The following is a 13,146-nucleotide window of genomic DNA, read 5'->3' as shown; positions in this document are numbered from 1 at the left end:
GTAGTTAGTAAAATCAGCAACATTCTATATTTCTACAACATTTATTATATAGTGTGGATCACGACTTATAGCCATTAGGATGCTGTGATTGCCAATGCCAAGCATCCCGGCAGGCGTCTTCAATAGACTTTTCAGCCTTCCAGGCAAGGTCATTGGCCGCTAGCGATACATCGGCATAACAATTTGCTATATCACCCGGTCGGCGACCAGTTATTTTATAAGGCAACTGTTTGCCGCAGGCTTTTTCGAAGGCATGAATGAGCTCGAGCACGGACGCCCCGGTTCCAGTACCGAGGTTGTAGGCATTTGCGTCACCAGGAACAGGGAGGTGTTCGAGAGCGGCGACGTGCCCTTTGGCGAGGTCGACGACATGAATGTAGTCACGGACGCCGGTACCGTCCGAAGTCTCGTAGTCATTGCCAAATATTTGGATCTCAGCAAGTTTACCAACTGCCACCTGCGATACATAGGGCAAGAGATTGTTTGGTATGCCGTTCGGATCCTCGCCGATCTGGCCGCTGGCGTGAGCACCGATGGGATTGAAGTAACGGAGTATGCTGATTTGCCACTGCGGATCTGAAACGGCCAGATCGTGGAGAATTTGCTCAATCATATATTTGGTCTGTCCGTACGGGTTGGTGATGCCAACGCCGGTGCGGCTCGATTCGGTAAGAGGCAAACTCTCGGGCACGCCGTAGACGGTTGCTGAGGAGCTGAAAATCAGCTTTTTGACATGATGCGCACTCATAACCTCGCAGAGCACCAAGGTTGAGTCTATATTATTGCGGTAGTACCACAGCGGTTTCTGTACTGACTCACCGACTGCTTTAAGGCCGGCAAAATGAATGACTGCATCAAATGTGTTGGTGGCAAATACCGCTTCAAGTGCGGGCTTGTCACAGAGGTCAAGTGCTGTAAATGGTATAGCCTGACCTGTTATATCTTCTACTCGATCGAGCGAGGCTTTTGAACTGTTGACCAGGCTGTCGACAACCGTGACTCTGTGGCCGTTCGCTAACAGTTCTATAATTGTATGACTACCAATATAACCGGCGCCGCCGGTAACGAGTACGTGCATTACGCCCCCTGTATCACCGTTGTAGCTTTTTCGACGAGCGCATCCAAATCTTCCTGTGTCGTTGCTTCGGCGTTCAGGCGCAGCACGGGCTCGGTGTTGCTAGCACGGACATTGAACCAGCTGCCGTTGTCGAGAATCCCCGTCAGCCCGTCCAAACGGTCGAACTGAGCGTTGGTAAAGGCGGTTTCGAGGCGCGACAGAGCGCTGGCTTTGTCTTCGACCACAAAGTTTGTCTCAGGAATGCTTGGGTATTTAGTGTACATCTCACGGATCTCAGAAAGTTTCTTGCCCTCGTACGCGGGGAGTCCGGCCACGTATAGGCTGATGACTGCGGCGATCAAGCCCGAATCAGCAAAGAAGTTGTCGCGGAAGTAGAAATGCCCGGAGACTTCGCCGCCGAACGGTGCGTTTTCTTCTCTCATAATTTGTTTGATGAACGAATGGCCAACTTTGGTACGGATAGGTTTGCCACCTTTGGCTTCAATAAGCTCGCGGACACTTTTGCTAACCCTGACATCGTACAGAATAGCTGAACTCGGGAAACGTCCGAGGAAGTATTCACTGATAAGTGAGATCATGACGTTACCCGGTATAACCGTACCGGTTTCGTCGACCAGGAATGCTCGGTCGCCGTCGCCGTCGAAAGCGATACCGCCGTCAAGCTGATTGTCCTGAATGACTTTGATCATATCAGTAAGCGTTTCAAAATTGAGGGGATTGGCTTCATGGTTTGGAAAAGTTCCGTCCAGCTCGAAGTACATTTCGGTTACGTCCCATGGTACGTACGGCTCAAGCTCTGGGAAGATTTTGCCAGCCATACCATTGCCGGCGTCGACGGCTATGCTAAGCGGTTTTAGCTTGTCGGCTTCGATGAACGACAAGGTGTGTTGGATCCAGGCTTCGACAACGTCTTTGTCTTCCACGGTGCCCTGGTAAGTAGCGGGCGTAAAATCGGCGGCTAGGACAGCGTCGCGTATATCAAACAGGCCGGTATCCTGGCCAACAGGCCGGGCTTCTTCGCGGCAGAGTTTGATGCCATTGTATTCACCAGGGTTGTGACTAGCAGTAATCATGGCGCCGCCAGCTAACTGGAAGTTTCCAACAACAAAATAGATCATATCACTGGTGACCTGGCCGATATCGTAGACATCGTAACCTTGCGCCCGGACACCTTCGATAAGGGCGGTGGCAAGCTCGGCTGAATCGGGCCGCATGTCACGGCCGACGGCGATAGTGCCTTTGCTGCCATCTGTACCTCCGGCACCATCCGGCAGCCAGCTGGCGAATGCCTGGCCGATGTTGCCGACAACTTCAGCGTTGAGCTCACTACCGACCTTGCCACGAATGTCGTAGGCCTTAAAAATGCTGCTGATTGAATTATTATTGTCGTTTCCATTATCATTCACAGTAGTACCTCCAGACGTTAGCATATTCTCTATCATAACCCGTAACCGGCAGTTCCAGCTATTTTCTGCTATTATAAAACGTATTGATGAGGGTAGTCAGCACGACATCACCGTTATAGAGCTGCACGCATACGGTGCAATCGACTATTTGTAACGATGCAGAACAAGCCGTGATTAAACTTCGGAGGTAGTACAAGGGTATGAATCTACAGCAGGAACTGGATAATTTGGCACAGCGGACGGCCAGTTTTCATGAAGCTCCACACGTCTCGGACGAGCAGTGGAGCGAATTTGCAGCAAATACCGTTGTTGCTTTAATGGCGGGCGGCGAAAGCAGTCGCTATGCGGCGGTACTCGGCGGTCAAAAGGTGCAAAAAAATGCCCATGTCTTGCCGAACGACGACACGATGATAGAAATGGCGATCCGTGAATATCGGGACGCCGGTATCAAAAAGTTTGTCGCCTTGGTGTACCATAATGCCCATACTGTCGAGGATCGGCTCGGTGACGGCTCTGCACTTGGCGTCGAAATTGTGTATAGTCAGGATCCCGAACCTTCGGCCGGCAAAGGCGGAGCGATCCGAAACGCGATCGAAAATGGATCTATTCCGACAGATAGTAATCTGATCGTCGTCAATCCAGATGACGTCATTTTGAACTTTCCCGGGAACTATGCCCGGTTTATCGGTGAAGCGCATATCGAAGCCGAAACACGCGGCATGTTGGCCACCGCCGTGCTTGGCTTGGGTCAGCACTACGCTGCCACTGGCATGATGGTCGTCGACAACGCCGTCGTCGATACGCAGATGTATCCGTTCATACCGATACCGGCGCATGTTGGCATCACTGTATTCTCCGCGAAGATCCTACCTCGTTTCAGCGAATTGTTCAGCCTGACTGAAAAAAGTGATTTTGAACAAGTCTTATTCCCATTGCTGGCCAAAGAGCAGATGTTGTGGTCTGCTGGATTAAAAGCTGGTAAATGGATCGCAGTTAATGACCTGAAGTCGTATAATGAACTGGTAAAACAGTTAAAATCTCTAGACACAAACGCGTAGACCATTCAAAATGCGCCATAAATCGTAGTTTCGACCACGATTATTGCACAGGAATGATATAACACTCACAGGAATAGGTAATGGCAGCCAGTACACCGACAAAAACCCCGCAGCAACTAAAAGCGACACCAGAAGTCGAAGACTTCGCGCACAAGTACACCGAAGAAGGGCAGGGCAAGATTGGCCGGCGGTTGCTTGACGGCTATTTTAATAATGTTGCGCAGCTTGTCAAAATATCGGCTATTAGCCGGAGGGACACAGCGGCAGCGATCGAGATTGGCTGCGGCGAAGGCTTCTCGACGAAACGGCTGAACGATTTGCTGCCGGCGCAGGTTACGCTTGAGGCGTCAGAGTACGTAGCGCATATGATTCCGAAGGCACAGGCCAACAACCCCGGCATGCGCGTCACCGAAGAGAGTGTGTATGATCTGCAGCATGCTGACAACTCCTTCGACCTGGTGTTTTTGCTGGAAGTGCTTGAGCACCTCGATTTTCCGGATAAGGGCCTCGCAGAGCTGCAGCGCATTACTAAGCCTGGTGGCTTCATAGTGCTCGGCGTACCGCGCGAACCGCTGTGGTGCGCGCTCAATATGGCCCGCGGCAAATATTTGAAGCGCTTCGGTAATACGCCTGGCCACCTGAACCATTGGTCGACTAACGGCATTAAGAAGTATGTAGAGCAGCATTTCGGTCCAGTACAGGTCGTTAAGACGCCATTGCCGTGGACGCTGCTGCTTGCCAAAAAACCAGAGTAAATTAGCCTTTAAACCTGTTTAAAAATCCTAGTTCGGTAGAGATAGAAATTCCATATGGTAGTTATGCCAAGGGCTAGCGTGCGGGTGACGGCGGCAGGCACGACATCTGACAGTAGCGCGGTAACGAGCAGGGTAAAGCCAAAATTAAACAGTACGAGTAGGCTCACGGCGATGATCTGCGGAATCAAAATACGGTGCTGTGTCCGCTTGTCTTGAAATGTCACAAATTTCGTCAATAGAAATGACACAATCAATCCGAGCCAAAAGCCAAGTCCGACAGCTACCAAGGCGCTGGCGCCCATTTCCTGTGCAATATATATGACAAGCAGTTCAAACAGATAGACGCCGCCACCGATCAGTAGGTAACGGCCAAACGGCCGGTTTAGGAATGCCCGTACCTGCTGGATGTATTGATCCATTACGCCCGTTCCTTTGCTTGTATGCCCCGCGAAGCGCCCTGGTCGATGACGAATAGTGGCCGATTCTTGCTCTCGGTATGTATATGGGAAATATATAGTGCTAAAACACCCTGGGTTATGAGAATGACTCCCACAAGAAACAACACCAGCATAACCAAATACGCCGTGCCGGTAATATCGAGTCCCAGCGGATCGCCAATCAGCATTTCAACCGCAGAAAATACCGCCAGCACGATTGACAGTATGAGTGCACTGGCTCCGAGATACGCCAAGACATACAGAGGCTTTAATGACAAAGAAACGAAGCTGTTGAGAGCTAAGCCAGCTAGCTTATTGAAGCTATAGCTGGCATCGCCGGCACCTCGCTCGGCAATATCAAAATAGACATACTCTCGCCGGAAGCCGAGCCAATCTATCAGGCCGCGGGTAATACGGCTGTGTTCGGTGAGTTTGATAAATTCCTGCTGTACTACGCGGTCGATGAGTCTGAAATCTGTTGAGCCGGGCAAAAGCTCCTGATCGGCGTGCGTATTGAACAGACGGTAAAATATCTTTGACGATATATTTTTTAGAAAACCTTTGTGAGCATTGCTGCGAACGCCAATGACGACTTGTGTGCCAGACTTCCAATGGGCAAGGAACGCCGGAATAGATGTCACCGGATGCTGACCATCGGCGTCCATAAGTATAATTGCGTCGCCGGTTGCCTGACGAATACCAGCCGTCGTCGCCATTTCCTTACCAAAATTACGGGAAAACCGGATGACTTTGACGCGTTTATCACGTTTGGCTATTTCCTGCAGGGTTGTCAGGGTGCTGTCTATGCTGCCGTCATCAACGTAGACAAACTCGAAATTGTATCGCGACAGTGATTCGGCCATTGTATCAAGCGCATCAAAAAACGGAGTAATATTATCATTTTCGTTAAAACACGGTATAACGATCGAAATTCGCGGTGTGTGAAATAGTTTCATTATGTCTATTATGTCTCAAGGCTCATTATACCTCTGTTGCCGACAATTGCGACACTCTGCTACTTCATTATTTTTTTGTTTGCTTCATGCAAGCTTGGAGAGCTTTGGTTAGATTGCGTCCGAATTGAGCCGTGCTGTAGCGCTTTGATTCTTTCATAATTTGCGAGCTGTCATACTTGGAGGCATCAAACGAACGAAGTGCCGCCGCCAGACTTTCTGCTGTTTGTTCGTCAAAAAACTCGCCGGTAACACCTTCTTTGATGTAATCCAGTGCGCCGCCACCACGGTAGGCGATAACGGGTGTTCCGGCACTCAGGGCTTCGACGGCGACAATACCAAAGTCGTCGATACCTGGGAATAAAAATGCTTTGGCAAGTTTGAAATGACGAGCCATTTCAGCGTCGCTGACTTTGCTGAGAAAGCGCACCGACGGCCCGGCCAGAGCAGTCAGATTGTGATGCTCAGGACCGTTGCCGATAACAGTTAGAGGCAGATTGAGCTGCGAGCAGGCTTCAACGGCTAAGGCTATTTTTTTGTAAGGCGTTTGCCTGCCGGCGATAATAAATCCAAATCTTTCTGCGCGCGGTTCTATACGCGCCTTACGACTCGACTGTGCGCCGAAACGGTCGATATCAACGGGCGGAAAAACTACTTTTGCGTCGCGGTCGTAGTATTTTTTGACCTCGCTCGCTGTGTGTGTTGAGTTGGCAATAATCAGGTCGGGTCGCTGAGCTGCGGCGTAGTCCCATGTGCGGAGTGGTTTGACCAATGCATAAAGGCCAGTTCGAGCCAGCGGATCAAAGCCGCCAAAACCCGGATGTTTCAAATAATCTTCGTACCTGCCCCAATAATAATGTGTCGGCGCGTGGCAGTACCAGACGAGTTTGGTGTCAGGCCCCACTTTGACGCCTTTTGCCTCGGCACCGCTTGATGCGATCACCAGATCGTATGCGCTAAGATCTAACCGGCTAAATGTCCGTGCACGCAGAACCGGCAAAAATTTCTTGAGGCGCTTCGGCAATCTTTGCAATGCCGTGGTTCGTACGTCGGCCTTCTGGAACCAGGTATCACCGTACCAAATTGCCGGATTGCTATCGTACTGCGACGTATATATCGGCGCTTTTGGGAATAATTTGTGCATTTCAAGCACAACCCGTTCGGCGCCGCCCGTTCCTGTCAGCCAGTCACAGACAATGGCGACCTTGAGTGACTGCAGGTCAACGGACGATTTTGGGCTGATGGCAGACCCGGCGATTCTACGAGCCACCTTCCTGGGTGCTTTTGCTAGCTTTTTGGTCGTTTTTGATGCTGTTTTCATCCTGGCTTCGGTCATATCCTTATTGTAGACGTAGCACGGATGAAAACGACAGTAAATTGCCGTGCCGCTGAATAAATTACATCAAGAGTATGAACTTACTCGGCGCCGGTACGCTCCAGCACGACGCGAATTGTCTTGACGAGAATAACCAGATCAAGCCAGAAGCTCCAATTCTGCACATAAAAGATGTCGAGCTTGCGGCGCTCGTCAAAGCTGATGTTACGCCGTCCTGACACCTGCGCCAGACCGGTCAAGCCGGATTTGACGCTGAGTATGGTGTGACGCTTCTCGTAGACTGACAATTCTTCCGGTACCAATGCCCGCGGTCCAACCAGGCTGATATCCCCCTTTAGTACGTTAAATAATTGCGGCAACTCATCCAGGCTGCTGCGGCGTAGGAAATGCCCAATTGGCGTAATGCGCGGATCATTCGGCAGTTGATCGCCGTTCTGGCGGTATATATTAATTAATTCGGGGCGGTTCATTTTGGTAAAGGCTTGCTCGGGAGTCATACCGTTGTAAGTCTTTTTCATGCTGCGAAATTTAAACACTTTGAATTCACTGTTGAACCGAGTCAGTCGTGTCTGGCGCAGAAAGATGGGGCCAGGGTCAACTATTTTTAGGATTACGGCAATAATCAACATGATCGGCGAAACAGCTAAAAGTATGAGTGCCGCCGCTGCAAAGTCGAAGATGCGCTTCACAATCCGGCCCCAGCCAATCAGCGCGGTTTGATGGATGGCAATCACCGGGATAGAACCGCGAAACAGCTGGACGTCAATGTTTCCGACGAAAAGCTCCGTATTCCCTGGTACGAAACGGAAGGCGACGTGATGAGACTGGGCGTACTCCAGTAAATCGCGGTTGCGGGCTTCGTCGGCATACAGTTCTGTCTGAATGATGGTGTGGACTGGTTCGGTGATGTGAGCCAGGGCAGTTTTGAATTCTGGATACACCGGAATGTCGTCACGGTGACTATTGAGGCCAAGTGCGTGCTGAGTGCCAATGACACCCAGTATTTTGTAACCTGATTGCCGGCTGCTTCTCAGTAACTCGACCAGCTCGGCCGTCATAATGGTGTTGCCGACGATGAGGACGTGGTCGAGTCCTACCTTAAAGCTGAACAGCTCAGTCCGGACCAGCCGGGCCAGATTGCGGAAGACAAGCAAGAACAAAAATCCGAGTCCAAACCCATAAATTGGCACTAATTTGGCTGGGAAGAGCGGTTCTGCAGACAAGAAGTTGATAAATATCACGAATAGCAGACCGATGAACGAACCGATGAGCAGCCGCCCGAATTCGACAAAACGTTTTTCATGAATACTACTGTTGTAGAGGCCGAGTAATGCAAATATCAGGATCCAAAAGGGCGTTACGAGCAAGAAAATCTTCAAATAAGTTATGGCGGGAACAGGGTTGGCAATTGGAATGTCGCTGAGCGTCACGCGCAGGACGAACGCGCCGGCGAATGCGGCAATGAGCGCTAAAAAATCTCCAAAAATGAGAAATATGTTATAGATTTGTGAGGCGTTATTTTTCATGATTTTTCACGCTACCTAGTGTGTCATGCGCGAGTCTGCGAACATTTTGAGCGCAAGTGCCATATACTAGATTGTAACACCCTATGAAAAAGCTTACGACATCGCAATTTTCGCCTTCTGAACGTTTTATCGTACGTTCTATGACCGGGCTGAGTGCGCTCATACTGGCAATTTTACCGTTCCACGCCTTTATCACTGTCTGGGGCTCTACATTGGTCGGTAACTATACGCTCCTGCGGCTATGGAAAGAATGTATCCTGGCTGTGCTGCTAATCGGTGCGGCTGTCCTAGCCGTGAATATGCTTCGCGCAGAGCAAGACATACGTGCAGCGATGCGTCGTCAACCGCTGTTGCTGCTAATAGGCGCCTACATAATCCTACTAGCTGGAAGTGGTGCTGCCAGCGTTGTCAGCGGCGCAGTGACGCCCAAGGCCTTTGCATACGGCTTACTTCTAGATAGCCGGTTTCTGATTTTTTTCATAGTAACATGGCTGGTGGCACGCCGTAGCAGTTGGCTGGTTGATCATTGGCGGCAATTGTTGCTGCTACCGGCGGCTATCGTCGTTGTGTTTGGTCTGTTGCAGGCGACGCTGCTACCAGCAGATTTTTTGCGGCATTTTGGCTATGGAGCAGATACGATTGATGCTGTACAGACGATCGACCAAAAATCCACCTATCAGCGTATTCAATCAACACTGCGCGGCGCCAACCCCTTCGGTGCCTACCTGATCATTATTATTTCCGCACTGGCAGTACTCGCCAGTCGTGCGTCACCAAAACGATGGCTATATATTGTTTCGCTGGCAGCGGCATGTGCAGCGCTAGCTATGACGTTTTCCCGCAGTGCCTGGCTCGGAACTACCCTGGCATTAGCCTGGCTGACCTGGTGGTCAATCAGCTCTAATAAAGTTCGCAAGGGACTACTCATTGGCGGTAGTCTGCTGTGTATGCTGCTGCTGGTTGCTGGCTATGCGCTGCGCGATAACGACGTGTTTCAAAACACGATTCTACATACTGATGAGAATTCACGCTCAGCCAGCAGTTCCAACGAGGGGCATCTGACTGCTTCGCGGGATGGCCTCATCGATATCCTGCGCCAGCCGCAAGGCGGTGGTACTGGCTCTGCCGGCCCGGCGTCAGCATACAATGACAGCAAACCGGCCCGTATTGCCGAGAATTATTACTTACAACTTGGCCAAGAGGCCGGTGTGATCGGGATGCTCTTGTTTGCCGCGATTAATCTATTGGTAGCGCAGCGATTATGGCAACGACGACATGCGCGACTGCCGCAGATATTGCTTGCTAGTCTTGTCGGGATATCACTAGTTGCTCTGTTGTCGCATGTTTGGACCGATGATACGCTCAGCTATGTCTGGTGGGGGCTGGCCGGTGCCGCGATAGGTGGGATAGCCGTTCGTCGTACAGGGTCTCGTGATGTATCTTAAATTTCGTAATTCAGGAAAACCGACTACGCCACAAGGAGTATAATAATTTATAACCATGAGCGAAACAGTTCGACCGACCAAAAAACAGCGGGACATTCTCACCTACATTGAGCAGTTTATCGGTGAGCATGGCTATAGCCCGAGCTACCGTGAAATTATGAACGGTCTGAACTATACGTCGGTTGCGACCGTATCCCTGCATGTTAACAGCCTGATTCGCCGCGGCCATATACGTAAACGCGACCGCTCAGCGCGGTCGCTCGAGGTCGTTGGCTCCGACATTGGGCCTGACCTGCCAGTTGCTCAAAACATTACTGCTAGCCAGGAAAAATGGCTGGTCGACCGTATTGAATCGATGATTAGCCGTCTGGAGAAAAATGAACAAGCAAGTACCTACGGATTGCAAGAAATGACCGTACTGGTCGATGCGCTGAAAGTGCTCGAGTGTCATGCCGCGGCAGCTCGTTTTGTGCCGCGGCTGGCCCAACTTCAGGTAACCGTTGCTGACACCGATGATTCGATGAGGAACGGCTAACATGCCACGCAAAACTTACGAAATCGGCTACAAGCGCCGCAAAAGCCGCCGAGCGCTGATCGTTGGCGTCCTCATGCTTGCGTTGCTCGGCGGCGGCTATTATGTCAATATGGAGTTCCAGGCAACCACGCAGCCCGAAATCAAGAATTCAGCCGGTACGACCCGACCGCTCGAGATACCCAACTCGAAAACTATGCGTTTTGATCAAGGCGTTTTCGCTTTTGACGCACCGGCCGACTGGAAACTTATTAATCATGATACCGCTCCGTATGATATGTATAGCTTCCGGGCCAGCCTGACCAATGCCGATAACCGCTACCTCGATATATATATTGATAAAATTCCGCAAACCATGGCTGTCAACAGAGCTGTAGCCGTGCGGGCCCAAGGAAATAATCTGGCACATGGCGAAACATCCGAAAACTGCACAACATTCACGGCCGCTACATCCAGCGAGGCCCGTATTGCCAAGCCACTGGCAATTTCTGCCAAATGGGACGGCGTCGAGTTTTTGTGTGACAATGACAATACAACTCGCAATGTCATTGGGACAAGTTCGCCAGCTAGCATCAATAAAGTGACACTGGCCGGCCCGACGTCAGGCCAGCACTCGTTCTTCTTTGTCTATACTGACAACAATTCAACACCCGACTATTCGATTTTTTACCGTATCCTCGAAAGCTTCGTTGTCATATAATTCGTATACAAAAATACTATATCTAGCGTAGGCCCTGAATGTTAAACTACTAATACTTAACAAAACATGCTGGAATCCCGTGCCTTTGCCGCTCACACTGTGTGCGTAAAAGAATTCGGGAACTGTGCCGCAACGGTAAACTCTTGACATAAGCGATATACACCACTAGTCAAGAGTGAGTCCGATACAGCTGCTAATCAAGTCTCCCGAGCAGGAGCAATGGTTGTCCGTCCATCCGTGCGGCCGGCTGTACCTCTGCCGACTTGGGCGAGAGGGAAATATATGGCCGAGACAGCCAGGACAACCGAAACGGCTCTGGCAGGTGATAGTGAAGGCTGTGCGCCGGACATAAGCGTAAATCAGCGGCTGCTCCGCGACGTCCTGCATATCCGCGAGCGGTTGGCGTTTAACGGCAGTTTGTCTGACGCCGACCAGAACGACATGCTCGTCAATTATATGACCGGCGTTCAGGAAATGGCCATGCCGGGTGCCGTCACCACGACTATTCAGCGCTTTGAAGCGGTTACCGACGAGTGGGGCCGCTCAAAACGGGTTTTGCGATGGCTTGGAAGATCGGCAGTTGAGATAGCTGAAGCTGGCGCCGAATTTTATGTATCGGAAGCGGGTCGTCGCCGCAACGATATTGAAGTGCGGGAGGCTCGAGACAGCGAAGAAACGTTACAAGCCGGCACGGCAAAAGTGTTTATTTCACCGAAGATGAGTCGGGCTGATGCCAGTAATGAGGTTGCAAAATCCGAAAATCTTTACGAAGATGACGCGGTTCGAGTTTCATATGCAATTACTGATAAATTAGGCGTCGTCATTGGCCGGCAAACGCAGTCGCTGCTGGTCCGAGACATACCACTCGAGGCATGGATAGCGCTGCTCGAAGATCCCAATAATATCTTTGACGTGCCATTAACGCTCGCAAATAAGGCATCAGCCTTGTCCGTCATGGAATCGTTCAGACACTTGGAACTACCTGATGAGCTGGTGCCTGAGGGCCCTGTCACCATCCTCAAATCAGTGCTGCCCTATATTGCGAATCCGTCTGACAGGCGGAAGGTGGAGCAGCAAATCGCCAGATTCCGAGGAGATCAACAGCGCTACCGAGTACAATCGGAGCGGACCGCCAAAGAATGGCTAAATTTTGACATTGAGTTGGCGCGAAGTATGGAACGGGGCAGGGCTACGCCTGAAATAGAGCAGTTTATAGCCGTCATGCAGCATGCTTGGAATGATGAAGACGTGCGTACGATTCTCGGTCATGATGTCGCCGGTAGTCATATTATGACCGAGCGGTTAGCTGCAATGCTTGAGAAAGCAAAGCGCCATCTACTAATGAGCGAAGCCGCTGTTGTAACGAGTAATCAAAGCGTGCTAGACCAGGTAGACGAGGCAACTGCCCAGCAGCTGCAAGTGCAAATTGATACTTTATACCATATGCAGTCTAATAATATGGACGCTCAATTGATTGCCAGCCACCAGGCTCAAATAATGCGTTCTTTGGCACGACAAAACTTCAAGATTAGCGGGGGATGTGCCGGCGGGACGCAGGGTAATTTCAGACAGGAACAAGGCACCAACGGGCTAGCAAACGAATTTGAAGGACTGGACAGTAATACAACTGACGGTGAAGCTTCGTCATGGACCTGGAAAAAAGGCGTCTGCCGCGTTGAGTCGTGTCCGAGTCCACGGCCAACAGAAGTCGGTCCCTGTAGTGTCTGCCGCAACTGTCAGCACAAGTTTGATAGCGGTATCGACCCGACGATGAGCTCAAGAGGTCAACGGCAGGCTCCGGAAAGCCAGGTAAGTGCAGAAGATGTATGGAAAAGTGTTCTAGATCAAATTCGCAAGTATAAAACCACATCATCTCGCACTGACAAGTTGAATCTAGCCAAGGTATAATAAAGGCATGAG

The 13,146-nt window shown here is 50.7% G+C and carries 12 protein-coding genes; 6 read left to right on the top strand and 6 right to left on the bottom strand.

Features of this window, described 5'->3' with window-relative positions; translation table 11 throughout:
• Nucleotides 1–58: 58 nt before the first annotated feature.
• On the bottom strand, nt 59–1,078 hold the full coding sequence (galE, locus tag VF575_04735) for a UDP-glucose 4-epimerase GalE (protein ID HEX8182877.1): 1,020 nt from the start codon (nt 1,076–1,078) through the stop codon (nt 59–61).
• On the bottom strand, nt 1,078–2,484 hold the full coding sequence (locus VF575_04730) for a phosphomannomutase/phosphoglucomutase (GenBank protein ID HEX8182876.1): 1,407 nt from the start codon (nt 2,482–2,484) through the stop codon (nt 1,078–1,080). The genes galE and VF575_04730 overlap by 1 nt, the downstream gene beginning before the upstream one ends.
• A gap of 200 nt (nt 2,485–2,684) precedes the next feature.
• Between VF575_04730 and VF575_04725 the strand changes: the two genes are divergently transcribed.
• Nucleotides 2,685–3,542 (top strand): NDP-sugar synthase, encoded by an 858-nt coding sequence (locus VF575_04725; protein ID HEX8182875.1) that lies wholly within the window; start codon nt 2,685–2,687, stop codon nt 3,540–3,542.
• Between the two features lie 80 nt (nt 3,543–3,622).
• Complete coding sequence (locus VF575_04720; protein ID HEX8182874.1) at nt 3,623–4,297, top strand: class I SAM-dependent methyltransferase; 675 nt, start codon at nt 3,623–3,625, stop codon at nt 4,295–4,297.
• An 8-nt stretch (nt 4,298–4,305) separates the two neighbouring features.
• On the opposite strand, the gene VF575_04715 is transcribed toward VF575_04720, so the two are convergent.
• The 4 genes from VF575_04715 to VF575_04700 all read right to left on the bottom strand — a co-directional run bounded on the left by VF575_04715 (nt 4,306) and on the right by VF575_04700 (nt 8,549).
• Complete coding sequence (locus tag VF575_04715) at nt 4,306–4,716, bottom strand: GtrA family protein (protein HEX8182873.1); 411 nt, start codon at nt 4,714–4,716, stop codon at nt 4,306–4,308.
• Nucleotides 4,716–5,690, bottom strand: a complete 975-nt coding sequence (locus VF575_04710) for a glycosyltransferase family 2 protein (GenBank protein HEX8182872.1) — start codon at nt 5,688–5,690, stop codon at nt 4,716–4,718. The genes VF575_04715 and VF575_04710 overlap by 1 nt, the downstream gene beginning before the upstream one ends.
• Nucleotides 5,691–5,757: 67 nt before the next feature.
• Nucleotides 5,758–7,023: a glycosyltransferase gene (locus VF575_04705; GenBank protein HEX8182871.1), complete on the bottom strand. Its 1,266-nt coding sequence runs from the start codon at nt 7,021–7,023 to the stop codon at nt 5,758–5,760.
• 80 nt (nt 7,024–7,103) lie between these two features.
• Nucleotides 7,104–8,549 (bottom strand): sugar transferase, encoded by a 1,446-nt coding sequence (locus VF575_04700; GenBank protein ID HEX8182870.1) that lies wholly within the window; start codon nt 8,547–8,549, stop codon nt 7,104–7,106.
• 83 nt (nt 8,550–8,632) lie between these two features.
• On the opposite strand from VF575_04700, the gene VF575_04695 reads away from it, so the two are divergent.
• From VF575_04695 to VF575_04680, 4 genes are all read left to right on the top strand, one after another.
• Nucleotides 8,633–9,994 (top strand): O-antigen ligase family protein, encoded by a 1,362-nt coding sequence (locus VF575_04695; GenBank protein HEX8182869.1) that lies wholly within the window; start codon nt 8,633–8,635, stop codon nt 9,992–9,994.
• A gap of 55 nt (nt 9,995–10,049) precedes the next feature.
• The gene (locus tag VF575_04690; GenBank protein ID HEX8182868.1) at nt 10,050–10,529 is read left to right on the top strand and encodes a hypothetical protein; all 480 of its coding nucleotides are present in this window, start codon (nt 10,050–10,052) and stop codon (nt 10,527–10,529) included.
• Between the two features lies 1 nt (nt 10,530).
• Complete coding sequence (locus tag VF575_04685) at nt 10,531–11,226, top strand: hypothetical protein (protein ID HEX8182867.1); 696 nt, start codon at nt 10,531–10,533, stop codon at nt 11,224–11,226.
• Between the two features lie 282 nt (nt 11,227–11,508).
• Entirely contained in the window at nt 11,509–13,134 is a 1,626-nt protein-coding gene (locus VF575_04680; protein ID HEX8182866.1) for a hypothetical protein, read from the top strand.
• Nucleotides 13,135–13,146: the final 12 nt, after the last annotated feature.

This window comes from Candidatus Saccharimonadales bacterium (assembly GCA_036388415.1).
In the GTDB taxonomy this organism is placed as follows: domain Bacteria; phylum Patescibacteriota; class Saccharimonadia; order Saccharimonadales; family UBA4665; genus UBA4665.
This window is presented reverse-complemented; position numbering and strand designations above follow the sequence as displayed.

What these genes read in the sequence shown, in the direction of transcription:
- galE (HEX8182877.1), bottom strand. Translation starts at nt 1,078, where the DNA reads ATGCACGTACTCGTTACCGGCGGCGCCGGTTATATTGGTAGTCATACA.
- VF575_04725 (HEX8182875.1), top strand. Translation starts at nt 2,685, where the DNA reads ATGAATCTACAGCAGGAACTGGATAATTTGGCACAGCGGACGGCCAGT.
- VF575_04720 (HEX8182874.1), top strand. Translation starts at nt 3,623, where the DNA reads ATGGCAGCCAGTACACCGACAAAAACCCCGCAGCAACTAAAAGCGACA.
- VF575_04715 (HEX8182873.1), bottom strand. Translation starts at nt 4,716, where the DNA reads ATGGATCAATACATCCAGCAGGTACGGGCATTCCTAAACCGGCCGTTT.
- VF575_04710 (HEX8182872.1), bottom strand. Translation starts at nt 5,690, where the DNA reads ATGAAACTATTTCACACACCGCGAATTTCGATCGTTATACCGTGTTTT.
- VF575_04705 (HEX8182871.1), bottom strand. Translation starts at nt 7,023, where the DNA reads ATGACCGAAGCCAGGATGAAAACAGCATCAAAAACGACCAAAAAGCTA.
- VF575_04700 (HEX8182870.1), bottom strand. Translation starts at nt 8,549, where the DNA reads ATGAAAAATAACGCCTCACAAATCTATAACATATTTCTCATTTTTGGA.
- VF575_04695 (HEX8182869.1), top strand. Translation starts at nt 8,633, where the DNA reads ATGAAAAAGCTTACGACATCGCAATTTTCGCCTTCTGAACGTTTTATC.
- VF575_04690 (HEX8182868.1), top strand. Translation starts at nt 10,050, where the DNA reads ATGAGCGAAACAGTTCGACCGACCAAAAAACAGCGGGACATTCTCACC.
- VF575_04685 (HEX8182867.1), top strand. Translation starts at nt 10,531, where the DNA reads ATGCCACGCAAAACTTACGAAATCGGCTACAAGCGCCGCAAAAGCCGC.
- VF575_04680 (HEX8182866.1), top strand. Translation starts at nt 11,509, where the DNA reads ATGGCCGAGACAGCCAGGACAACCGAAACGGCTCTGGCAGGTGATAGT.